General features: G+C 70.1%; 22 protein-coding genes. 8 read left to right on the top strand and 14 right to left on the bottom strand.

Going from position 1 to position 22,772, the window contains the following annotated elements; genetic code table 11:
• Positions 1-84: 84 nt before the first annotated feature.
• Together PKE78_RS12725 and PKE78_RS12720 are read left to right on the top strand one after the other, a co-directional pair.
• Positions 85-1,272, top strand: a complete 1,188-nt coding sequence (locus tag PKE78_RS12725) for a GNAT family N-acetyltransferase (RefSeq protein WP_271201279.1) — start codon at positions 85-87, stop codon at positions 1,270-1,272.
• 61 nt (positions 1,273-1,333) lie between these two features.
• Complete coding sequence (locus PKE78_RS12720) at positions 1,334-1,762, top strand: HIT family protein (protein ID WP_271201278.1); 429 nt, start codon at positions 1,334-1,336, stop codon at positions 1,760-1,762.
• Between the two features lie 22 nt (positions 1,763-1,784).
• Here PKE78_RS12720 and PKE78_RS12715 read toward each other — a convergent pair whose 3' ends face one another.
• The 5 genes from PKE78_RS12715 to PKE78_RS12695 form a co-directional block, all read right to left on the bottom strand.
• On the bottom strand, positions 1,785-2,132 hold the full coding sequence (locus tag PKE78_RS12715; RefSeq protein WP_271201277.1) for an AzlD domain-containing protein: 348 nt from the start codon (positions 2,130-2,132) through the stop codon (positions 1,785-1,787).
• Positions 2,129-2,887: an AzlC family ABC transporter permease gene (locus tag PKE78_RS12710; RefSeq protein ID WP_271201276.1), complete on the bottom strand. Its 759-nt coding sequence runs from the start codon at positions 2,885-2,887 to the stop codon at positions 2,129-2,131. Before PKE78_RS12710 ends, PKE78_RS12715 begins: the two co-directional genes overlap by 4 nt.
• 55 nt (positions 2,888-2,942) lie before the next feature.
• Positions 2,943-5,363, bottom strand: a complete 2,421-nt coding sequence (gene clpA, locus PKE78_RS12705) for an ATP-dependent Clp protease ATP-binding subunit ClpA (protein ID WP_271201275.1) — start codon at positions 5,361-5,363, stop codon at positions 2,943-2,945.
• A 10-nt stretch (positions 5,364-5,373) separates the two neighbouring features.
• Positions 5,374-5,760: an ATP-dependent Clp protease adapter ClpS gene (gene clpS, locus PKE78_RS12700; protein WP_271201274.1), complete on the bottom strand. Its 387-nt coding sequence runs from the start codon at positions 5,758-5,760 to the stop codon at positions 5,374-5,376.
• A 241-nt stretch (positions 5,761-6,001) separates the two neighbouring features.
• Positions 6,002-6,331, bottom strand: coding sequence for a phasin family protein (locus tag PKE78_RS12695; protein ID WP_271201273.1), 330 nt, complete (start codon positions 6,329-6,331; stop codon positions 6,002-6,004).
• A gap of 382 nt (positions 6,332-6,713) precedes the next feature.
• Here PKE78_RS12695 and PKE78_RS12690 point away from each other — a divergent pair, with 382 nt between their 5' ends.
• Positions 6,714-8,315, top strand: a complete 1,602-nt coding sequence (locus PKE78_RS12690; protein WP_271201272.1) for a serine hydrolase — start codon at positions 6,714-6,716, stop codon at positions 8,313-8,315.
• Positions 8,316-8,327: 12 nt separating this feature from the next.
• Here PKE78_RS12690 and PKE78_RS18545 read toward each other — a convergent pair whose 3' ends face one another.
• On the bottom strand, positions 8,328-8,855 hold the full coding sequence (locus PKE78_RS18545) for a J domain-containing protein (protein WP_428981270.1): 528 nt from the start codon (positions 8,853-8,855) through the stop codon (positions 8,328-8,330).
• A 116-nt stretch (positions 8,856-8,971) separates the two neighbouring features.
• On the opposite strand from PKE78_RS18545, the gene panC reads away from it, so the two are divergent.
• Together panC and PKE78_RS12675 are read left to right on the top strand one after the other, a co-directional pair.
• Complete coding sequence (gene panC, locus PKE78_RS12680; protein WP_271201271.1) at positions 8,972-9,829, top strand: pantoate--beta-alanine ligase; 858 nt, start codon at positions 8,972-8,974, stop codon at positions 9,827-9,829.
• Between the two features lie 85 nt (positions 9,830-9,914).
• Complete coding sequence (locus PKE78_RS12675; RefSeq protein WP_271201270.1) at positions 9,915-10,454, top strand: rhodanese-like domain-containing protein; 540 nt, start codon at positions 9,915-9,917, stop codon at positions 10,452-10,454.
• 55 nt (positions 10,455-10,509) lie between these two features.
• Here PKE78_RS12675 and PKE78_RS12670 read toward each other — a convergent pair whose 3' ends face one another.
• Complete coding sequence (locus PKE78_RS12670; protein WP_271201269.1) at positions 10,510-10,905, bottom strand: DoxX family protein; 396 nt, start codon at positions 10,903-10,905, stop codon at positions 10,510-10,512.
• Positions 10,906-11,349: 444 nt separating this feature from the next.
• On the opposite strand from PKE78_RS12670, the gene PKE78_RS12665 reads away from it, so the two are divergent.
• Complete coding sequence (locus tag PKE78_RS12665; protein WP_271201268.1) at positions 11,350-11,640, top strand: BrnA antitoxin family protein; 291 nt, start codon at positions 11,350-11,352, stop codon at positions 11,638-11,640.
• Positions 11,641-11,720: 80 nt separating this feature from the next.
• On the opposite strand, the gene secG is transcribed toward PKE78_RS12665, so the two are convergent.
• Complete coding sequence (secG, locus tag PKE78_RS12660; protein ID WP_271201267.1) at positions 11,721-12,401, bottom strand: preprotein translocase subunit SecG; 681 nt, start codon at positions 12,399-12,401, stop codon at positions 11,721-11,723.
• A 125-nt stretch (positions 12,402-12,526) separates the two neighbouring features.
• A complete protein-coding gene (gene tpiA, locus PKE78_RS12655; RefSeq protein ID WP_271201266.1) occupies positions 12,527-13,288 on the bottom strand; it encodes a triose-phosphate isomerase in 762 nt (253 codons plus the stop codon).
• Positions 13,289-13,482: 194 nt separating this feature from the next.
• Between tpiA and PKE78_RS12650 the strand changes: the two genes are divergently transcribed.
• Positions 13,483-15,372, top strand: a complete 1,890-nt coding sequence (locus PKE78_RS12650) for a SurA N-terminal domain-containing protein (RefSeq protein ID WP_271201265.1) — start codon at positions 13,483-13,485, stop codon at positions 15,370-15,372.
• Between the two features lie 27 nt (positions 15,373-15,399).
• On the top strand, positions 15,400-16,917 hold the full coding sequence (trpE, locus tag PKE78_RS12645) for an anthranilate synthase component I (protein ID WP_271201264.1): 1,518 nt from the start codon (positions 15,400-15,402) through the stop codon (positions 16,915-16,917).
• A 67-nt stretch (positions 16,918-16,984) separates the two neighbouring features.
• Here the strand turns inward: trpE and PKE78_RS12640 are convergent, their stop codons facing one another.
• From PKE78_RS12640 to PKE78_RS12620, 5 genes are all read right to left on the bottom strand, one after another.
• Positions 16,985-17,266 carry a YMGG-like glycine zipper-containing protein gene (locus tag PKE78_RS12640; protein ID WP_271201263.1) on the bottom strand — a complete coding sequence of 94 codons (282 nt, stop codon included), beginning with the start codon at positions 17,264-17,266 and terminating at the stop codon, positions 16,985-16,987.
• 116 nt (positions 17,267-17,382) lie between these two features.
• Entirely contained in the window at positions 17,383-18,054 is a 672-nt protein-coding gene (locus PKE78_RS12635) for a ceramidase domain-containing protein (protein ID WP_271201262.1), read from the bottom strand.
• Between the two features lie 20 nt (positions 18,055-18,074).
• Positions 18,075-18,662, bottom strand: a complete 588-nt coding sequence (locus PKE78_RS12630) for a glutathione peroxidase (protein ID WP_271201261.1) — start codon at positions 18,660-18,662, stop codon at positions 18,075-18,077.
• 70 nt (positions 18,663-18,732) lie between these two features.
• Positions 18,733-20,340 carry an EAL domain-containing protein gene (locus tag PKE78_RS12625; protein ID WP_271201260.1) on the bottom strand — a complete coding sequence of 536 codons (1,608 nt, stop codon included), beginning with the start codon at positions 20,338-20,340 and terminating at the stop codon, positions 18,733-18,735.
• A 121-nt stretch (positions 20,341-20,461) separates the two neighbouring features.
• Entirely contained in the window at positions 20,462-22,762 is a 2,301-nt protein-coding gene (locus tag PKE78_RS12620; RefSeq protein WP_271201259.1) for an NADP-dependent malic enzyme, read from the bottom strand.
• Positions 22,763-22,772: the final 10 nt, after the last annotated feature.

Genomic DNA, 22,772 nt, shown 5'->3' with positions numbered 1-22,772 from the left:
CTTGGAAGTCGCGCCGGCCGGATTAAGTTGGGAGGCGTGGGTCAAGCCGCGTGCGGCGGCGACGGAGCCTCCCCGGATTCCGGAATGCCGACAGAACCGACCTTCCGCGCGCGCGTCGTCGAAGACCTCGCCGCCATCGCCCCGGACGACTGGAACGCCTGCGCCCGCGCGGGCGGGGCGCCATACAACCCGTTCGTGGACCACCGCTTCCTGCTGGCGCTCGAGCGCTCGGGCTCGGTCGGCGGCCGCTCAGGATGGGCGCCGGCCCACATCGTGCTGGAGGACGAGGCGGGCCTCGCGGGCCTCGCGCCCTGCTATCTGAAGAGCCACAGCCAGGGCGAATACGTCTTCGACCACGCCTTCGCCGACGCCTATGAGCGGGCCGGCGGCAGCTATTATCCGAAGCTGCAGGTGGCGGCGCCCTTCACCCCCGTCACCGGCCCGCGGTTGATTCCGGCGCCGGGACGCGATCCGGACACGGTCCGCGGCGCGCTCGCGGCGGCGCTGCGCGGCCTGATGCGCCAGACGGAGGCCTCCTCGATCCACGTCACCTTCGCGAGCGAGGCCGAGCAGCAGGCGCTTGTCCGCTCCGGCTTCCTGCCGCGCGTCGACAAGCAATACCACTGGCGCAACGACGGCTACGGCTCCTACGACGACTTCCTGGCCGCCCTCGCCTCGCGCAAGCGCAAGCAGCTGAAGCGCGAGCGGCGCGAAGCGCTCGCCGACGGAGTCACGATCCGCCACGTCACCGGCTCCGAGCTGACGGAGGCCCATTGGGACGCGTTCTTCGGCTTCTACATGGACACCGGCGCGCGCAAATGGGGACGGCCCTACCTGACGCGGCGGTTCTTCAGCCTCGTCGGCGAGGCGATGCCGGAGCGCATCCTGCTCGTGCTCGCCGAGGCCGGCGGCCGCCCGATCGCCGGCGCGCTCAACTTCATCGGCGACGACGCGCTCTACGGCCGCTACTGGGGCGCGCTCGAGGAGCGACCGTTCCTGCATTTCGAGGTCTGCTACCATCAGGCGATCGACGCCGCGATCGCCCGCGGCCTCGCGCGCGTCGAGGCCGGGGCCCAGGGCGAGCACAAGCTCGCGCGCGGCTACCGGCCCGTCACCACCTGGTCCGCCCACGCCTTCGCCGATCCCGGCCTGCAGCGCGCCGTGGCCGACTATCTCGTGCGCGAGCGCGCCTACATGGCCGCCGTCACCGACGAGCTGGAGGCGGCGGCCCCGTTCCGGCATGCGACCGAAGGCGTCGCGCCCGACGCTTGACGTCGACGCGCCGCTCCGCGATGGCTTGGCGCCCGACGCCCCGTCCCCGAGGACCGTCCCGATGGCCGACTACGATCCCGACAACATCTTCGCGAAGATCCTGCGCGGCGATCTCCCGTCCCACACGATTTACGAGGACGAATCCGTCGTCGCGATCATGGACGCCATGCCCCAGGCCGACGGCCATGCGCTGGTGATCCCGCGCGCCCCGTCGCGCAACCTGCTCGACATGGACGAGGCGACGATCGCGCCTCTGTTCGCGGCGGTCCAGACGGTCGCGCGCGGCGTGAAGACCGCGCTCGGCGCCGACGGCGTGACGATCACCCAGTTCAACGAGGCGCCTGCTGGCCAGAGCGTGTTCCACGCCCATGTCCACGTCATCCCGCGCTGGACCGACGTGCCGCTGAAGCCGCACACCGGCAAGATGGAGGCTCCGGAGGCGCTGGCGGCGCTGGCGGAGAAGATCCGGGTGGCGCTCGCGGCCGACTGACGGACGATCTGCGTAGGCCGTCTCAGGCGTCGAGCAGCAGCACGCCGCCGATCAGGACCGCTTCTCCGGCGGCGACGCCGAGGGCGAGCGAGCGGCGGCCGATCGCATAAGCGCCAAGGCCGCCCGCGACGGCGACCAGCCTCAGCCAGAGCGGCGCCAGCGCGAGGCCGCCGGCCGGCGCGAGGATCAGCTTCGCCACCAGTCCTGCGACCAGCGCGGTCGCCACCATGCGCACCCAGGCGAACAGGCCGCTGTCTTCATCGATCCGCGCGGACAGGGCGACCCCGAGCACGCGCCAGAGGTCGTTCGCGACGAAGGCCAGCGCCACCGCGAGCAGCAGGTAGCCGGCGTCGAGCGAGACGTGGCTCATGCGGCGCGCCCCCGCCGCCGCGCCGCGCGTTCGACGGCGAAGGCGATCGTGCCGCCGACGACGCCGGTGAGCAGGATGTCGTATTGCGGCGTGAACGGCGCGATGAGCGGCGCGAGCGCAAGCCCCAGCACGAGCGCGACGCGTTCGCCCAGGCCCTTCGCGCCACGTTCCAGCGACATCAGGAAGTAGAGCGGCGTCAGCCCGAGCAGGCCGATCGAAAGCGCGGTGGGCAGCACGCCCGCGAGCGCGTGGCCGGCAGCGGTCGCAAGGGCGCTGCCCACGACGAGCGCGTTGGCGAGGCCGAGGAAGAACGGCATGCGCGCCGCCCGCGGCAGCGTCGGCGTGAGGCGCAGCCCCTCGAACCAGGCGGTGACGGCGACATAGTGGGCGGCGAGAAGACGCGTCCAGACCGACGTGCGCTCCGAACGCAGCACCGGCAGGATCGACACCACCATCGGCAGCAGCCGCACCGCCGAGACCGTGACCGCGAGCGTCGCGCCGGCAAGTCCGGCGCCGCTCGCGAGCGCCCCGGCGAGCACCACCTGCGCCGGCGCGGCCCAGACCAGGAGCGTCGACAGCACGGCGATCCAGAGCGGCCAGCCGTAGTCATGCGTCATCGCGCCGAAGCCGATGAAGCTGCCGAACAGCACGACGCCCGGGACGGCGATCGCCGCCCGCGCGCCGCGCAACGCCCAGCCTTTGGGACTGTGCGAGGCGGCGTCGAGCGCCGTCCCGCCCTCGTCGTTCCCGCTCATGCCGTCGAGGCGGCGCGCCGGTCAGCGCTCATCGCCGCGCGCCGCGCAAGACGGCTCACGTCCGCACGAGCGGCGGCGTCCGGCTCGCGGAGGCCTTGCGGTCGCCGTCGCGGGAGCCGCGCTTCTTCGGCTCCTTCGGCTCGGCCTTGTCGTCGCCGCGTCCGACGGGCTCCGGCTTCGGCGTCACCGGCCCTTCGGGGAACTCGAAGCCAAGGCCGGCCTGACCGTCCTCCTTCGTCGCAGCCACGACGCGCACGGCGCCGCCGCCCCGGAGCTTGCCGAACAGCACTTCTTCGGCGAGCGGCGTCTTGATCGTCTCCTGGATCAGCCGGGCGAGCGGGCGAGCGCCCATCTGCGGGTCGTAACCGCGCTCCGCCAGCCAGTCCCGCGCCTCATCCGACAGTTCGATCGTGATGTTGCGGTCGGCGAGCTGCGCCTCGAGCTGGAGCACGAACTTCTCGACCACCTGACGCACCACATCGATCGGCAGGTTGCCAAAGGCGATGATCGAATCGAGCCGGTTGCGGAACTCCGGCGCGAACAGGCGGTTGATCGCCTCCGTGTCCTCGCCCGAGCGCTTCGCCCGGCCGAAGCCGATCGGCTCCTTCGCCAGGTCGGAGGCGCCGGCGTTGGTCGTCATGATCAGGATGACATTGCGGAAGTCGACCTGCTTGCCGTTGTGATCGGTCAGCTTCCCGTGGTCCATCACCTGCAGCAGGATGTTGAACAGGTCGGGATGCGCCTTCTCGATCTCGTCCAGCAGCAGCACGCAGTGCGGCGTCTGGTCGATGCCGTCGGTCAGCAGGCCGCCCTGGTCGAAGCCGACATAGCCGGGAGGCGCGCCGATCAGCCGGCTGACGGTGTGCCGCTCCATGTACTCCGACATGTCGAAGCGCAGCAGCCGCACGCCCAGCAGCGAGGAAAGCTGCTTCGCGACCTCGGTCTTGCCGACGCCGGTCGGCCCCGAGAACAGGTAGCAGCCGATCGGCTTCTCCGGATCGCGCAGGCCGGCGCGGGCGAGCTTGATGGTCGAAGACAGCGCCTCGATCGCCGCGTCCTGACCGTAGACCACGCGCTTCAGGCTCGTGGTCAGCGTCTTCAGCGTCTCGGCGTCGTCCTTGGAGACGGACTTCGGCGGGATGCGCGCCATGGTGGCGATCGTCGCCTCGATCTCCTTCACGCCGATCGTTTTCCGGCGCTTGGCCTCGGGCAGGATCATCTGGCTCGCGCCGGTCTCGTCGATGACGTCGATCGCCTTGTCCGGCAGCTTGCGGTCGTTGATGTAGCGCGACGACAGCTCGACCGCCGCCTTGATCGCCTCGGCGGTGTAGCGGACCTGATGGTAGGTCTCGTAATAGGGCTTGAGGCCCTTGAGGATCTCGATCGCGTCCGGGATCGAGGGCTCCGCCACGTCGATCTTCTGGAAGCGCCGGACCAGCGCCCGGTCCTTCTCGAAGTACTGGCGGTACTCCTTGTAGGTGGTCGAGCCGACGCAGCGCAGCGAGCCGGAGGCCAGCGCGGGCTTCAGCAGGTTGGATGCGTCCATCGCCCCGCCCGAAGTGGCGCCGGCGCCGATCACGGTGTGGATCTCGTCGATGAACAGGATCGCGCCGGGGGTCGCCTCGAGCTCCTTCACGACCTGCTTCAGCCGCTCCTCGAAGTCGCCGCGGTAGCGGGTGCCGGCGAGCAGCGCGCCCATGTCGAGCGAGAACACGATCGCGTCCTCGAGCACCTCCGGCACCTCGCTGCGGACGATCCGCAGCGCGAGGCCCTCGGCGATCGCGGTCTTGCCGACGCCGGGGTCGCCCACCAGCAGCGGGTTGTTCTTGGTGCGGCGGCAGAGGATCTGAATCGTGCGCGTGACCTCGGCGTCGCGGCCGATCAGCGGGTCGACCTTGCCGTCCCTCGCCTTCTTGTTGAGGTTGACGCAGTAGGCCTCAAGCGCGTCGGCCTTCTTCTTCGCTCCCGCCGCCTCGTCGCCGCTGGTCGCGGTCTCCTCCTCGGCGCCGCGCACGGGGCGCGTCTCGCTGAGGCCCGGCCGCTTGGCGATGCCGTGGCTGATGTAGTTGACCGCGTCGTAGCGCGTCATGTCCTGCTCCTGCAGGAAGAACGCGGCGTGGCTCTCGCGCTCGGCGAAGATCGCGACGAGCACGTTCGCGCCCGTCACCTCCTCCCGGCCCGACGAGGTGACGTGGATCACCGCACGCTGGATGACGCGCTGGAAACCGGCCGTCGGCTTGGAGTCCTCGGAGGTGTCGCCGACGAGGTTGTCGAGTTCGGTGTCGACGTATTCGACGAGATTGCGGCGCAGGATCTCGAGATCGACGTTGCACGCGCGCATGACCGCCGCCGCGTCCTGGTCGTCGACCAGCGAGAGCAGCAGGTGCTCCAGCGTCGCGTATTCGTGGCGGCGCTCATTGGCGAAGGCGAGAGCGCGGTGAAGGGACTGTTCGAGGCTGCGCGAAAATGACGGCAATGGACGAACCTCACTTCTTTTCCATGACGCACTGCAGGGGGTGCTGGTGCTTTCGGGCGAAATCCATCACCTGCGTCACTTTGGTTTCGGCGACTTCGTAAGTGTAGACGCCGCACTCTCCCGCGCCGTGGTTGTGGACGTGGAGCATGATCCGCGTCGCCGCCTCACGGTCTTTCTGGAAAAACTGCTCGAGCACATGAACGACGAACTCCATCGGGGTGTAGTCGTCGTTCAGTATGAGGACGCGGTACAGGCTCGGCCGCTTGACCTTGGGCCGCGTTTTGGTGACCACGGCCGTCCCCGGCCCGTCGTCGGCGCGACGGGGGCCGGCGACCGCCGGGAGTTGGGACGCCGACGTCGGGACGCCGGCCGCAGTGTCGATCGTTCGGTCGTGCATCGTTCCGCGATGGTTCCTCGCCTGCGCCGCCCGCCTGTCGCGAAGCTCGCCGCTGCTGCGGCGCACGCGTCCGAAGCAGCGATCCTAGCTCTGCTTTTTAAGGTGCGCCAGACCGGGCGGACCCCGGCGGCCAATTGGCAGGTATGGTCGCTCGAGGCCAAAAAAAAGCCCGGCGCGAGCCGGGCTGGCATTCTTTGATCGGATGGGGCCGCTCAGCGCGGCCCCGCCGCGACGAAGGCGGTCACTTGACCTTGGCGAACGCGGTCTCGACCGGCTTGTAAGACTCCTTCGCGATGTCCGCGTAGAGCTCTCCGAGCTTCGTCATCTTGGCGATGTAAGCCTCGTAGGCCGACTTCGCGAACGCCGACTGCGCCTCGATCGCCTTGTCGAACGACTTCACGCCCAGCAGCTTCTCGACATGGGCGGCGCTGTCCTCGAACGACTTCTTCGAGTAGTCGGCGACCTCGACGGCGATCGCCTGGAAGCCCTTCGACATCGTGCCGAAGCTCTTGAGGGCGAGGTCGACGTTTTCCTTGCTGTACTTCTGAGCGTCTTCGAAAGTGGCGGTCATGATAGCTTCCTCCTGCGGTCGTCGGCGTCTTGCCCGAACGCCGCGCCAGATGTGGCGGCGCCGTCGATGCCGGTTCGACCCGTTCGACGGATGCGGTGCGGGATCGCTCCCGCCGAATGTTTTATATGCACTGCAGCATAAATGTCAACGGCGCACTTTTTGCAGCGCACAATTGCGCCGCCCTTAACCGCTCCGTAACCGCATCTTCCTAACCTCGTTGACAGCTTCGCCCACGTGGCGGAGGCCGCGACGGAAGCGGATTCGTCAACGGGCGCTTGGCCTTGTTCGGAAGCCCAGGCGCGTTACGGGACAAATCACGCCGCCGCGGAGGTGCGACGAGGCCGGCCAGAACGGTCGGGCCGAGACCAGGCGGGACGGCGTGATGACTGCGAGTTGCGTAACGAAATGGGGCGGGCGCGCCCTCTCCTGCGTTCTGGCGGCGGGCGTCGTCTTCGGAGCCTTCGCCGCAAGCGTCGGCGACGCCGAGGCGAGGTCGAAGCGGAAGGTCGTGAAGTCCAAGCGGCCCGCGATCGCCGCCCGGGCCACGCCGTTCACGGGCGGGCCGACCTACGCCGCGCTCGTGGTCGACGCCAAGACCGGCAAGGTGCTGTTCGAGCGCAACGCGGACGCCCGGCGCTTCCCGGCCTCGGTCACCAAGGTCATGACCGTCTATCTCATGTTCGAGGATCTCGAGCGCGGGCGCGTCCGGCTCGACACCCGCCTCACCATGAGCGCCCACTGCGCCGCCGAGGCGCCGTCCAAGCTCGGGATGCGTCCGGGCCAGTCCCTGCGCGTCGACGACGCCATCCGCGCGCTCGTCACCAAGTCCGCGAACGACGTCGCCTGCGCCGTCGGCGAAAATCTCGAAGGCTCCGTGCTCGCCTTCGCCGACCGCATGACGCGCAAGGCGCGCGCGCTCGGCATGACCGACACGGTCTACCGCAACGCTTCCGGCCTGCCGAACCCGGCGCACGTCACCACCGCACGCGATCTCGTGGTGCTCGGCCGCGCAGTCCAGGACCGCTTCCCGCGCTATTACGGCTATTTCGGCACCCGGTCGTTCAACTTCGCCGGCCGCACCATGCCGAACCACAACCGGCTTCTCGGCCGGGTCGAAGGCGTCGACGGCATCAAGACCGGCTACACCAACGCGTCCGGGTTCAACCTGCTGACCTCCGTGAAGAGCAACGGCCGCAGCATCGTCGCGGTCGTCATGGGCGGCCGCACCGGCGCCGCGCGCGACGCCCACATGCGCGAGCTTATCGCGCTCAATCTGCCGAAGGCCTCGACCGGCTCGCGCGTCGCGCCGCTGGTCGCCGAGGTCGAGGAGCGCTCGCCTGTCCGCGCCCGGCCGGCGGTGGTCGCCGCGGCTCCGATTCCGCTCCCGACGCCCGCCCCCGCGCTGGCTCCCGCCGAAGCCCGCGTCGCCGCGGCGACGGACCCCGTGCCGCTTCCCGCCCCGGCTCCCGCCCCCGTGCGCGTCGCCCAGGCGGCGGCCGTCACGCCTTCGGCCCCGCGCGCCCTTGCGGCGGACGTCGAGCCCGTGATCGCCTCGACCGGCCCGACCCGCACCCCGCAACCGATGCGCTGGGTCGTCGGCGCGCCCGCGACCACCGGGAGCGTCGCCGTCGACAAGCCGTCCACCGTCGCCGCCTACGCCGCGCAGCCTCCGCGCGAAGAGCCCGCCGACATCGAGGGCGCGCCCAGCGTCGCTCCGGTCGCCGAGCGTCAGCCGGTCCGCAAGGGCTGGATGATCCAGATCGGCGCCACCACCGCGGCCGATGCGGCCCAGGCGCTGCTCTCGGACGCCAAGTCCAAGGCCGGCCGCGCCCTCGCCGCAGCGGAGCCTTACACCGAGGTCTACGCGAAGGGCGACACGACCTTCTACCGCGCGCGCTTCGCCGGCCTGAACGAGCGCTCGGCCGACGCCGCGTGCAAGGCGCTGAAGCGCAGCTCCATGAGCTGCTTCGCGATCAAGAACTGACGCCAGGGAGGGTCAGCGATGGCTCGGCCGCATCAGAAGATCCCGGGCGGCGTTGACGCGGGCGGCGAGCGCCGTCGTCCCCCCATGGTCGGGATGGAGTTTCTTCATCAGCGTCCGATGCGCACGGACGATCTGTTCCGCGCTCGCCCCCGGCTCCAGGCCAAGGACCTGATACGCTTCCTGTTCCGTCATTACGCCCGGACCGGACATCCCGCCGCCCCGGCCCTGCCGCCGGTGCGCATCACCCTCGACGTCTGGACCCCGACCGGACGACGGGCCGCGTCGGTGACCTTCGGACGGCCCCCGTCCGCCTGACGCCTTCGGCAGCGCCGCGAGCCCGAGCCCCATCGCGCCGAGCCCGAGCAGCGTCAGACCGAATACCGGTTTGCCGGACAGGGTGAGCGCGAGCCCGACCGCCCACGCGGCGCTCGACGCGAAGCTCGCCGCGCGCAGCAGCCGGCGCGGATCGGTCCGGATCACGATGCGACCGACGGCCAGGAAGGCCGCCACCGCCATCGCGCCAAGCAGGATCCAGATCATCGCCCACTCCGACGCCGCGGGTCCGCCCCGCGGATGTCGCGTGGCGTCAGGCTTCCTATCCTGATAATCCGCTCGGCCCAAAGCGGCCTGTCGGCCGCGGCAGCCTGGAGCCGAGCATGTCCCGTCCGGACGTCGTCACGACCGTCGCCGAATTGCGGACCCGCGTCGCCGCGTGGCGGCGCGACGGCGCCCGCATCGGCATGGTCCCGACCATGGGCGCGCTGCACGACGGGCACCTCTCGCTGGTGGAGGCCGCGCGCGGCGGCGCGGATCGGGTCGTGGTCTCGATCTTCGTCAATCCGACCCAGTTCGCGCCGACCGAGGATCTCGCCACCTATCCGCGCGACCTCGACGGGGACCTGGCCAAGCTGGCGGGGGCAGGCGTCGATCTCGTGTTCGCGCCCGAGACGGGGGAGATGTATCCCGAAGGCGCCGCCACCACCGTCACCGTCGGCGGCCCGGCGGTCGGCCTGGAAAGCGACGCGCGCCCACACTTTTTTGCGGGCGTCGCGACCGTCGTGACCAAGCTGTTCGCGCAGTGTCTGCCGGACGTCGCCTATTTCGGCGAGAAGGATTTTCAGCAGCTCGCGGTCATCCGCCGGCTGACACGCGACCTTAGCCTGCCGGTGAGCGTCGAAGGGCGCCCGACGGTGCGCGAGCCGGACGGCCTCGCAATGTCGTCGCGCAATGTCTATCTCAACGCCGACAGCCGGAGCAGGGCGCCGGCGCTCTACGCCGCGCTGACGCGCGCGGCGGCCGCGATCGGCGAGGGGCTGCCTTCGGAGGCGGCGGTCGCAGCGGCCGCAGCGGACATCGCCGCGGCGGGGTTTGCTATCGACTATGTGGAGCACCGCGACGCCGAGACCTTGGGCCGACCGGAACCCGGAAGGCCCGGCCGCCTGTTGGTCGCCGCCCGCATCCAGGAGGTCCGATTGATCGATAACATCGCGACGCCAAACTACAGACAACTTTAGCAAAACCATAGTCGGGCTGGAACCATCCACCCCTTGGGTCATTCTAACCACATAAGAAGAACGCGGATCCGAGAGGACGATGCGCATGACCTCGACAACCGCCCCCACCGCCCCTGACATGCTCAATTTCACCGCCGGCTTCGGCTCCACTTCCCAGACGCCTCGGGCGCGCCGCTCGCGCCGGCCGGTGGCGATCGACGCGCGCAGCGTGGTCGCCCTCAAGCGCAAGCAGGGGTGCGCGGTCGTCGACCTGCGCGACTGGGAGGTGCTCGACCGCACCGGTTGGGTCAGCGGCTCTCTGCACTGCCCTCCGGGCGAATTCGCCGCGCTGATCGATCCGGCGAGCCCGCTGCACGTCCGACTGTTCGAGCCGGGCGCGACCATCGTGTTCTACGGCGGCCCGAACGCCTCGCCGCTCGCGGCCGCGCGGAAGGCTCGCGCTATGGGCCTCGACGCCCGCGCCATGCGCGGCGGTCTGCAGGCCTGGCGTGACGCAGGCGGACGCGTCGCGGGTCACCCCGAAAGCGCCCTGCCCGCGCTAAGGTCATCGCTCCGTACGGCCTGGCGCTACAGCCTCTCCGGCGTAAAGCGCCGCGTCGCGCAATTGAAGCGGCGATTCGCCTGAACCATCCGACATTGAACGGAAACGGCCGGCGTTTACGCCGGCCGTTTTACTTGGGTCAGATCGCGCCCGCGCCGCGCTTCGCGTCCACGCTCCACGGTCCGGGACCGGCGAAGAAGATGTACAGGAACACGAAGCTGAACAGGATCGCGAGCTCGCCCTTGTTGACGATCGGATAGAAGCTGCTGCCGGCGTGGGCGATGAAGTAGGCGACCGCCATCATGCCCGACAGGATGAAGGCGACCGGGCGCGTGAACAGGCCGATCGCAAGCAGCACGCCGCCGAACAGTTCGAGAATGCCGGCCGTCAGGCTGAGCGGGGTCAGCGGGTTCGAATAGGCCACCGGAAAGCCGAGCAGCTTCACCGTGCCGTGCTGAATGAAAAGCAGCGCGGCCATGATGCGCAGCACGCTCAGAACGCGCGGCGTCCATGCGGCGAGGGCGGTGGTGTTCATCAGGCGACCTCCAATGCAGAACAAGAAGCCAAGGCTAGCGGCGGCGCGGCCCGGCGGCGAGAGCGCCGCGGCGCAATTTGCAGCGCTCACACGCGCAAAAGAGCCATCCTTCGCAATGGGCGGGCGCAGTCCGCGGCGACGAACCTGGAATTTCTAGCGTCTCCCGCCGCTGTCGCGGCCGCGGATAAGGCTGGATTCGCCTTGCAGGTCCGATGGATCGGCTCGTCAGCCCCGGAGGCTGTCGCGGACCATTATCCCTTTGACGAGGACTGCGTGGCCGAAGCGGCGGTTCGGCCTCCGACTTCGGACACGATCGCGTGCGCCTGTCGTTCTGCTGTCATGCCGTCCGCCGGTTATGCGGCTCGCAATCGACGGCCAGGCCGCCACATAATGAAACGTCGCACGCGCCCGTCGGGCGCCGATTCCGACACCCAGGAGACCGCCATGGCCCGCCGCCCGTCCGACCCCCGCGCCGCCGCGGAGGCCGCGTTCAAGCCGAAGGCGCCCGTAGCCCCGCCCGCTCCGATAGCTTCCGCAATTCCAGGCGCCCGCGAGCAGGTGACGCTGCGGCTCGATCAGGACGTGCTGCTCTACTTCCAGGAGGACGGCGCCGGCTGGCAGGACCGCATTAACGCCGCCCTGCGCGACTACGTCCAGAACCACGGCGGTTTCGGCGAACCGCAATCGATCCCCGTCGACGAACTGTCGAGCGCTAACGACGACGGCGTCGGCTGACCTTCTGCGGCCCCCGCACACGAAAAAGCCGGCGCTGAGCGCCGGCTTTTTTATCGCTTACGAAGCTTGGAAGGCCTCGCTTACTGCTGGCCCTGAGGCTTGGCAGGCTCCTCGGTCGCGGCGGGCGGGGTCGCCGGCGAGGGCGGCGACGACGCGTCGGTTCCCTCCTGGGCCGGCGATGTCGCCTGCGCCGGCGCCTGCAGCGGCTCCTCCTTCAGCGCAGGCGCGGCGCCCTGCTCCTGCTGGGCGGGGTCCGCCGACTGCGGCGTCACGGCGCCGTCGGTCTGCGTGCCGGGCGGGGTGCCGGTGGGCGCCGCCGGGGCCGCCTCGGGCGACGGCGGCTGCGCTCCGCCGATCGGAGCTTGCGGCTGCGGCGGCGCGCCGGCGCCGCCCTGCTGCTGCTCGGTCGCCTTGCGCAGCGCCGGCAGAATGCCGCCCTGCCCCGTGCCGAGCGGCGCCTGCGGACCCGCGGCGCCGGCGGGCGCGTTGGCCGGGTTCAGCGTCGAGGAAGTCGGCTGAAGCCGATCGAGCACCGAGCCGCCGCCGTAGCCCGCGACGATCGTCAGCGCCAAGCTCGTCGCGAAGAAGCCGGCGGCGAGGTAGGCGGTGAGACGCGTCAGCGGATTGGCCTGACCGCGCCCGGCCATGAAACCGCCACCCCCGCCGATGCCGAGGGCGCCGCCCTCCGACTTCTGGAGCAGCACGACCACGACGAGCGCCAGCACGATCATCAGATGGAGGACGATGAGAACGGTCTGCATGACGCTCGCGATACGGTCTTGGATTAAAAGAGAGGCCGGACAAAGTTGGCGCGCTGTTTACACCACGCGCACCGCCGTTACCACCATGGCGAAACGGCGAAGTTGAGACCGGGTTCCCGACGGCTTCAGGCGATCGCGGCGCGGGCGATCGCGAGGAAGTCGTCCGCCTTCAGGCTCGCGCCGCCGACGAGAGCGCCGTCGACGTCCTGGGCGCGCAGCAACTCGGCGGCGTTGTCGGGCTTCACCGAGCCGCCGTAGAGCACGCGCGTCGCAGCCCCCTGCTCCCCGAAACGGTCAGTGAGCGCGGCGCGGATGAAGCCGTGCATCTCAGCGACGTCGGCGACCGTGGGCGTCAGTCCCGTCCCGATCGCCCAGACCGGCTCGTACGCGACGACCACGGTCGCGGCCGTTGCGGCGTCCGGCAGCGACCCGGCGAGCTGGCGTCCGACCACGTCGGTCGCGCGGCCCGCGTCGCGCTCCTCGCGGGTTTCGCCCACGCAGACGACCGCGACGAGCTTCGCCCGCAGCGCTGCCTCCGCCTTGGCGCGGACGACGGCGTCGGTCTCGCCGTGATCGGCGCGGCGCTCCGAATGGCCGACGATCACGGCCCGGCCGCCGACGTCGGCGATCATCTCCGCGGAGATGTCGCCGGTGTGCGCGCCGGAAGGCTTGGCGTGGCAGTCCTGCGCGCCGACGAGGACGCTGGAGCCCCGCGTCGCGGTCGCGAAGCTGGTCAGCAGCGTCGCCGGCGGGAACACCATCAAGTCGACCTTGGCCTTCAGCGCGCCGTGGCCGCCGACGATGCGGACGAACTCCGGCGCGGAGGCCGCGAGGCCGTTCATCTTCCAGTTGCCTGCGACCAGCGGCTTGCGTGCGGCGTCGGCCATGCGTCGGCGTCCTCTCATGTCCTGAAAAGTCTGGCGCTTCTCTCGCTCCGCGGGTTAAGCGAAACGCGACGCGCTTGCAAATCACGCGCGCTCTTGCGATTTGCGGCCATCCGTCGGTGATGCTTAAGGTCGCGCTCCCCGACGGACGGCGTCAGGCGCCGCCGTCCCTCGAACGAAACGACATGTGATCCGCAATGCTGCAGCTTCTCCGCAAAGGCGCCGCCGGCTGGTTCGCCAAAATCTTCCTCGGCGCGCTGGTGCTGAGCTTCGCGGTGTGGGGAATCGAGGACGTGTTCCGCAGCGGCGGCTCTCCCAACGTCGCGGCCAAGGTCGGCGACCGCGAGATCTCGGTCGAGACCTTCCGGCAGTCCTACCGCAACGAGATCCAGCGGGTGAGCGAGCAGGCGCGGCGCCCGATCACGCCCGAGATCGCTCGCATGGCGGGCTTCGGCGACCGCGTGCTCGGCAACCTGATCAACGAGGCGGCGCTCGACCAGCGCGCGCAGGCGCTCGGGCTGACCGTCTCCGACGACGAGGTCGCGCGCGAGATCGCCGACGATGAAATCTTTAAAGGGCTCGACGGCCGGTTCGACCGGAACCGCTTCAACGAGATCCTGCGCAGCAACGGCCTGCGCGAAAGCGACTACGTCGCGCTCCAGCGCGCCTTCACCGCCCGCCGCCAGCTCACCGACGCGCTCACCGGCGCGGTCGTCGCCCCCGCCGCGATGCGCGAGGCGCTGCACGCCTTCAGTTCCGAGAGCCGCACCATTTCCTATCTCACGCTTGCGCCCGAGGCGCCCTCGGCCGTGCCGGCGCCGTCCGAGCAGGCGCTGAAGGCCTTCTTCGAGGAGCGCAAGGGCAGCTTCGCCGCGCCGGAGTACCGCAAGCTCGCGATCCTCACGCTCGACCCCGCCGCCATCGCCGCGACCAAGCAGGTGAGCGAGCAGGACCTCCGAGCCTACTTCGACCAGAACAAGCCGACATACGTCACACCCGAGAAGCGCTCGATCGAGCAGATCACCTACCCGTCGCTCGATGAGGCCAAAGCCGCATCCGACCGCATCAAGGGCGGCGGCCTGTTCGAGCAAGAGATGATCGCCCGCAAGCTTGCCCCCACCGACGCTTTCCTCGGCAACCTGACCAAGGCCGAGATGTTCGACAAGAAGATCGCGGACGCCGCCTTCGCGCTCGCGCCCAACACGGTGAGCGAGCCGGTCGAAGGGTCTTTCTCGACCGTCTTGCTGCGCGTCACCGGCGTCCAGCAGGAGCAGGCCCGTCGCTTCGAGGACGTGCGCGGGGAAATCCGCAAGGTGATCGCGGACCAGCAGGCGCGCTCCGAACTGCGCGGTCTTCACGACAAGATCGACGAAGCCCGGCTCGGCGGCCAGACGCTCGACGAGATCGCCAAGGCGCAAGGTCTGAAGGTCCGCACGATCGAGATCGACGCCCAGGGCGCCGACAAGGCCGGCAATCCGGTCACCGACGTTCCCGAGATCTCCAAGGTGGCGGAAGCCGCCTTCGCCGCGCAGGTCGGCGCGGAGAACGAGGCGGTCACGGCCGGCGACGCTTATGTCTGGTACGAGGTGCGCGAGATCGCGCCTGCCCACGACCGCAACTTCGAGGAGGCCAGGGCGACCGCCGAGGCGCGCTGGCGCGAGGAGGAGGCCCGCAAGCGGCTCGCCACGCGCGCCGACGCGATCATCGCGGAGCTGAAGGGCGGCCGCACGCTCGAGCAGGTGGCTCAGGCGCAGAAGCTCGAGGTCGACCAGAGCGAGACGACCCGCTCCGGCGGGGCTCCCGACATCACCGCCGAACAGGCGACCGCCGTGTTTGCGACCCCGGTCGACGGCTTCGGCAAGACCGCCCCCAACGAGCAGGGCGCGCGGCTCGTGTTCAGGGTCACCGCCGAGAACACCCGGCCGTTCGATCCCAACGCGCCGGATCTAAGCGGCCAGGCCGACCGCATCGCGCAAGGGCTCGGCGCCGATCTCGTCACCTCGTTCGTGCGCCGCCTGCGCAACGATCTCGGCGCCGAGATCAACGCCGGCGCCGTGGCGCAGGTCGTCGGCGGCGGCGAAGGCTGACGCGCCCATACCTTCAGAGTTTCCGCCATGCTGATATCGCCGCCGCTGGAGGCGTTCGCTCCAACCTATGACGCCGGCGCGCCGCAGGTGGTCTTTACGACGCTGGTGGGCGACCTCGAGACGCCGGTCTCGGCCTATCTGAAGGTCGCCGAAGGCCGGCCAAACGCGTTCCTGCTCGAGTCCGTCGAAGGCGGCGCGACGCGCGGACGCTACTCGATCATCGGCCTCAAGCCGGACGTGCTGTGGCGTTCGCGCGGCGGAGTCGCGGAGATCAACCGAACCGCGCTGACCGATCTCGCCGCCTACGAGCCCTGCGCCGCGAAGCCGCTCGACGCGTTGCGCGACCTCCTCGCCAGTTCCCGCATCGACACGCCCGAAGGCCTGCCGCCGATGGCGGCCGGCGTCTTCGGCTATCTTGGCTACGACATGGTGCGCGAGATGGAGGAGTTGCCCTCTCCCAATCCCGACGTGCTGCAGGTTCCGGACGCGATCCTGATGCGGCCGACCGTCATGCTTGTGTTCGACGGCGTGAAGGACGAGATCACCGTCATCACGCCGGTCCGGCCCGAGCCCGGCGTTTCAGCCGAGGTCGCCCACGGCCGCGCGGTCGACCGGCTCACCGAGATCGTCGAGGGGCTCGACCGCCCCGCCCCGCGCGAACCGGCCGCGCCGAACGCCGGCGCCGATCATTACGAGCTGACCTCGAACACCACGCCTCAGGAGTACGAGGCCATGGTGCTGCGCGCCAAGGAGTACGTCGCCGCGGGCGACGTGTTCCAGGTTGTGCTGTCGCAGCGGTTCGAGGCGCCGTTCGACCTGCCGGCTTTCGCGCTCTACCGCGCGCTGCGCCGCACCAACCCGGCGCCGTTCCTGGTGCATCTCGACTTCGGCGACTTCCAGATCGTCGGATCAAGCCCCGAAATCCTGGTCCGCATGCGCGACGGCCGGGTCACGATCCGCCCGATCGCCGGCACCAGGCCTCGCGGCGCGACGCCGGCGGACGACCGCGCGCTGGCGGAGGAGCTGCTCGCGGACCCCAAGGAGCGGGCCGAGCACCTCATGCTGCTCGACCTCGGCCGTAACGACGTCGGCCGGGTGGCGGAGATCGGCTCGGTCGAGGTGACCGACCAATTCTTCCTCGAGTACTACAGCCAGGTCATGCACATCGTCTCGAACGTCGAGGGGCGCCTGAAGGGCTCGCTCGACGCGCTGGACGCGCTGATCGCGGGCTTTCCCGCCGGCACCGTCTCGGGCGCGCCCAAGGTGCGCGCGATGGAGATCATCGACGAGCTCGAGAAGCACAAGCGCGGGGTCTATGCCGGCTGCGTCGGCTACTTCGGCGCCAATGGCGAGATGGACACCTGCATCGTGCTGCGGACGGCGGTGGTGAAGGACGGCCGCATCCACGTGCAGGCCGGGGCCGGCGTCGTCGCCGACAGCGTGCCGGCGTCCGAGCAGGCGGAGTGCGTCAACAAGGCCAAGGCGCTGTTCCGCGCGGCGGAGGAAGCCCGCCGCTTCGCCCACGCCGCGCGTCGCGGCCAATAGGGCCCCCGACGCGAAACGGGCGCCCCTCGCGGGGCGCCCGTAGCGGAAGAACCGGAGACGCTTGGTCTCAGTAGCGGCAGCGGGTGCGGTAGCGCTCGCCGTAGCGGTTGGTCGCGTAGCAGCGGCGCGAGCCGCGGGTCTGCGAGCCGATCACCGCGCCGGCGCCCGCGCCGAGCGCGCCGCCGACCAGAGCGCCGCCGGCCTTGCCGGTGGCCGCGCCGCCGATGACGGCGCCGGTGCCGGCGCCGATCAGCGCGCCGCTGAGCGTGCGCTCGTTGCGGGTCTCGCCGCAGGCGGCGAGGCCAAGCCCGAGGCCGGCGACAAGGGTGAGGGTGGCGATCTTCTTCATGAGCGTCCTGGCTCCCGTGGTCGATGCGGGCGGAATTAGGCCGAAAGCGACCGTCGGCCAGTGGCTTCGCCAAAAGTGATGAGCCGTGACGTGACGACGCTTGGCGCCTGTCGGCGTCAGGCGCGGGCGCGCCGGAACGTCTCGACCAGCCAGAACAGCGTCACAGCGTTCAGGAGGTGCCAGACCGGATGGGTCCCGGTCGGAACATAGGCGCAGGCGAGGCCGTCGATCGTGCGGAAGCCGAGCGAGACCGCGAACAGCGCCGCCGCGCCAAGGAGCGCGTAGCCCGTTCGGCGGGACCTCGCGGCCTCTGTTTCAGGCGGCCCGCCGCGCGCGCGGATCAGGCAGGCTGCGGCGACGCCGAGAAGCCCCGCGAGGCCTCCGGCGTAGCCGCCGGCCCCGCGCAACGGCCCCTGCGCCAGCGCCGCGCCGAGGCCTGCGGCCGCGGCGAGGAAGAGAGCGGTCGCGACGATCGCGCCGCCCCGTGAAAGTCCGAGGAAGCGCCGCATCGCCAGGCCGAAATAGGCTGCGACGAAGAGCTGGATCGGCGCGACGTCGGCGATCAGGGCCCACCGCGTCGCGAAGGTGTGGAACAGGAAGCTGCCGACGCCGATCGCGATCACGATTAGCGCGAGCGCCGCGGCCGCCCGATCATTCCCCGAACGCCGGAACGCGACGACGCCGGCGATGACGAAAGCGAGGTTGGTGACGGCGTTGACGGGCTCGGCCCAGAAGCTGGCGTCCTGCCGTTCGCAGTAGACGCCCAGCACCGGCGCCCAGAGATCCATGTCGGCGCGGACCGCGGGCGTCAGCGGACGGCGGGGGCCTGGGCGGGCGACGCCAACTCGCGCTCGATCGCCGCGACGATCTTGGGATCGGTCGGGCTCGTCCGGGAGGAGAAGCTGCCGGCGAGGCCCCCGTCGGCGCCGACGAGATATTTATGGAAGTTCCAGCTCGGGGTCGACTGAGGCTCGAGACGCGCGGCCCAGCGATAGAACGGATGGGCGTCCGCGCCGGTCACCTTCTGCACGGCGGCGAAGGGATAGTTCGCGCCATGGGCCGCGCCGGACTGGCGGATCGCCGCCGGGTCGCCGGGCTCCTGCCAGAAGTCGTTGCTAGGGACCGCGACGATCATGAGCCCGCGATCGTGGTACCGCGTCCAGAGTTCGGCCATGTCGCCGAGTTGGCCGGCCAGACCGCAGCGCGACGCCGTGTTCACCACCAGCACCGGCTTGCCGAGATAGGCGCCGAGGCTGATGCGCCCGCCGTCCAGCTTCTCGAACGAGAACGAGGCTGCGCTAACCCTCGACGAGGCCTGCGCCAGCGCCGGGACCGCGGGCGCGCAGCAAAGGAGCCCACCGGCGAAGCCAAGAAACGTGCGGCGATCGACGGTCATCCAACCCTCCCGCGCGGCGCGGCGCATGGTCGCCGCTCTGTCCTGCTTTACGCGGAAGACGGCCTTTGGATCAAACCGAACTTGTCCGCCGCAGCGGTCCGACATAGTCGCGCATGGGCGTCGACGCCGCAGCGTCGGCGAGGCCGGGGTGCATCGCGCGCACGAGCGCCACGAACGAAGACGCCGACAGCGGCGGCGCGAACACGTAGCCTTGCGCGCGCCGCACGCCCTTCGCCCGCAGGTACTCGAGCTGCTCGAAGGTCTCCACGCCCTCCGCCACCAGCTCTAGGCGCATATCGTCGGCGAGCTTCACGAGGCTGTCGACGATCGCCACCGAGTAGCGCTCGGTGCCGATCGCGTCGACGAACATCTTGTCCATCTTCATCACGTCGACGCCGAGCTTCAGCAGGTAGGACAGGCCGCCGTGCCCGGTGCCGACGTCGTCGAGCGCGACGCGGGCGCCGAGCGCCTGGAGGCGGGCGATGACGAGACGCGCGCGGGTGATGTCCTGCAGCGGCTGGCGCTCGGTCACCTCGAACATGAGCTGGTTCATGCGGATCGCCGAGGAGCCGAAAATGCGCACGACGTCGTCGACGATGGCGGTGCTGTCGAAATGCCCGGCGACGAGGTTGAAGCCGAGCTCGAGCTGGGGAAGGCGGGCGTACACCTCCGAAAGGTCGTCGCGCGCCGCCTCCATCACCGAAAGCGTCATGGGGAAGATCTCGCCGCTGGCCTCGGCGAGCGCGATGAACCGGCCCGGGGCGAGCACCGAGCCGTCGCGCCGCTTCCAGCGCATGAGCACCTCACAGCCCACCAGCTTGCCGGCCGCGATGTCGATCACGGGTTGGTAGTACGGCACAAATTCCCGCCGCCGCACGCCATCAGCGATCTCACGCAGCGGCCCGGCTCCCCGGCGCGTAAGCAGCACCGAGGCGGCGACGACGAACAGAGCGAAGGCGAGCCCGCCGAGATTGGCGTAAAGGAACAGGCTCGCGTTCGCCGCCAGCAAGGCCTCGCCGGGCGCCGCCACCTCGATCCGCAGCGGATAGCGCTCGGAGGCGGCGGAAGCCGCGACCGCCGGCAGTCGCCAGGTCGCCGCCCCGTCGGACGGCGCCGCGCCCAACGACTTTCGGAAGACCGTGGTCCCATCGATCATGACGGCGCGGATCGAGAAGTCGCCCGTCAGGCGGCTTTTCAGGATCAGCGGCACGAGGTTCTCGCCGAGAAGCAGCGCACGGAAGCCGGGAGCTCCCGGCGTCGCCCGCCAGACCAGCTGGATCAACTGCGGCCCGCCCGACGCTCCATAGCCTGCGGCGGAGAACGTGACGTTGGAGCTGCGCGTACCGTGCTCGGCCGAGATTCGCCGGACGATCCGCGGCGGCGCATAGGCGCCGCATTCGCCGCGCTCGTTCTCATCCACCGCGACGACTTCCGCGCCGGCGCCGGAGCGCAGCGTCGCCGACAGGAGCGCCGCGCGCGTTCCGTCGCCGCAGCCCTGCGGACTTTTGAGGCCGAGCTTGATGAGTGCGGTGGCCGCGTCGTCGATCCGCTGCTCGACGACCGCGAGTATCTCCGCGGCGACGCCGTCGGCCTCGTCCTGAGCGACCGTGACGATGTTGGCGCCGAGAACGAGGTTGAGGCCCACGATGGGGACCGCGGCCAGCGCGATCCCCGTCAACAATGCCTTTTTCCAAGAGCCTGCGACGTCGCGCAACGCTGGCCTGTCCCTGCTCACCCGACGGGACGGAGTTGGCTCCCGATTCCCAGTTACAGGTATGCCAGGCTCGCTTAACGGCGGCCTAATCGGCGCTACCGACCTGCGCCTCGACCACCGCCATCGCGGTCATGTTGACCACGCCGCGCGCGGTGACGGAGGGCGTCAGGATGTGCGCCGGGCGCTTGGCGCCGACCAGGATCGGGCCGACGGGCAGCGCGTCGGCGAGCGCCTTGATGAGCTGAGCCGCGATGTTTGCGGCGTCGAGGTTCGGGAAAACCAGCAGGTTCGCCTCCCCCGTCAGCGTCGAGGACGGCAGAAGCCGCTCCCTGAGCGACGGCAGAAGGGCGACATCGCCCATCATCTCGCCGTCGACCTCGAGCTGCGGCGCCTTTTCCTGGATGATCCGCAGCGCGTCGCGCATCTTTCGCGCCGACGGCGTGTCGTGCGACCCGAACGAGGAATGCGACAGCAGCGCGACCTTCGGCGTGATGCCGAAGCGCTCCACGCTGCGGGCGCCGTGAATCGCGCTTTCGGCGACGCTGACCGCGTCGGGTTCAGGCGTGACGTAGGTGTCGGTCAGGAAGTAAACGCCCCGTCCCGTGATCAGCAGCGACAGCGTGGAATAGTCCGGCGCTGCGTCCGATCGGCCGATCACCTGATCGATGATTTCGAGATGGTCGTGGAAGCGGCCTTCGAGGCCGGTGATCATGGCGTCGGCGTCGCCGCGCACGACGGCGAGCGCCGCGATCGCGGTCGCGTTGGTGCGCACCACCGTGCGGGCGAGCTCCGGCGTCACGCCGCGCCGGCCTGCGAGCTCAAGATAAAGCGCGACATAGTCCCGGTAGCGCCGGTCGTCCTCGGGGTTGATCACCTCGACGTCGCCGGGCTTGATCGTCAGGCCCCAGCGCTTGGCGCGAACCTCGATCACGTGGGGGCGGCCGATAAGGATCGGCGTCGCGATCCCCTCCTCCAGCGCGACCTCCGCGGCGCGCAGCGAGCGCTCGTCCTCGCCGTCGGCGTAGATCACGCGCTTCGGCGCAGCCTTCGCGGCGCCGAAGACGGGCTTCATCACGAAGCCCGAGCGGAACACGAAGCGGTTGAGCTGGTCCTCGTAGGCCCGGAAATCGGCGATCGGCCGGCGGGCGACGCCGCTCTCCATCGCCGCGCGCGCGACCGCGGGCGCGATGCGCAGGATCAGGCGCGGATCGAACGGGCTTGGGATCAGCGATTCCGGCCCGAACAGCCGGGTCTCGCCGCCATAGGCCTTGGCGACGACGTCGGACGAAGGTTCGCGCGCGAGCGCGGCGATGGCGCGGACGGCCGCCGCCTTCATCTCCTCGTTGATCTCGGTCGCGGCCACGTCGAGCGCGCCGCGGAAGATGTAGGGGAAGCAGAGGACGTTGTTGACCTGGTTCGGGAAGTCCGACCGGCCGGTGCAGATCATGGCGCCCGGGCTCGCCTCGCGCGCGACGTCGGGCATGATCTCCGGCGTCGGGTTGGCGAGCGCCAGGATCATGGGCTTCTCGGCCATGCGCTTCACCATCTCGGGCTTCAGCACGCCGCCGGCCGACAGGCCGAGGAACACGTCGGCGCCGTCGATCACCTCGCCGAGCGTCCGCTTGTCCGTCTCCTGCGCGTAGACCGCCTTCCAGCGGTCCATCAGCGTTTCGCGGCCCTTGTAGGCGACGCCGTCGATGTCGGTGACCCAGATGTTCTCACGCTTCGCGCCGAGCGTGACCAGCAGGTTGAGGCAGGCAAGCGCAGCCGCGCCGGCGCCCGAAGTCACGATCTTGACGGAGCCGAGCGACTTGCCCGCGAGCTCCAGCCCGTTGACGATCGCCGCCGCCACGATGATCGCGGTGCCGTGCTGGTCGTCGTGGAAGACCGGGATGCCCATCCGCTTTTTGCAGGCTTCCTCGACCTCGAAGCACTCGGGGGCCTTGATGTCCTCGAGGTTGATGCCGCCGAAGGTCGGCTCCAGCGCGCAGACCACCTCGATCAGTCGCGCCGCGTCCTTCTCCGCCACCTCGATGTCGAACACGTCGATGCCGGCGAACTTCTTGAACAGGACCGCCTTGCCCTCCATCACCGGCTTGCCGGCGAGCGGGCCGATGTCGCCGAGACCTAGCACCGCGGTGCCGTTGGAGAGCACCGCCACCAGATTCTGCCGCGCGGTGAGTTCGGCCGCCTGGTCCGGGTCCTCCGCTATGGCGTCGCAGGCCGCGGCGACGCCGGGCGAATAGGCGAGAGCGAGGTCGCGCTGGTTGCCGAGCGGCTTGGTCGCCTGGATCTCGATCTTGCCCGGCCGGGCCCCGGTCGCAGCCGAGCCTCGGTGATAGACCAGCGCGCCCGTGCGCAGGTCGTCGGACATCTGGATCGGCATGCGGACTCTC

It is taken from the genome of Methylopila turkensis (assembly GCF_027922325.1).
Lineage (GTDB): Bacteria > Pseudomonadota > Alphaproteobacteria > Rhizobiales > Methylopilaceae > Methylopila > Methylopila turkensis.
Note: the sequence above shows the minus strand (reverse complement) of the source record. Positions and strands in the feature narration are given on the sequence as shown.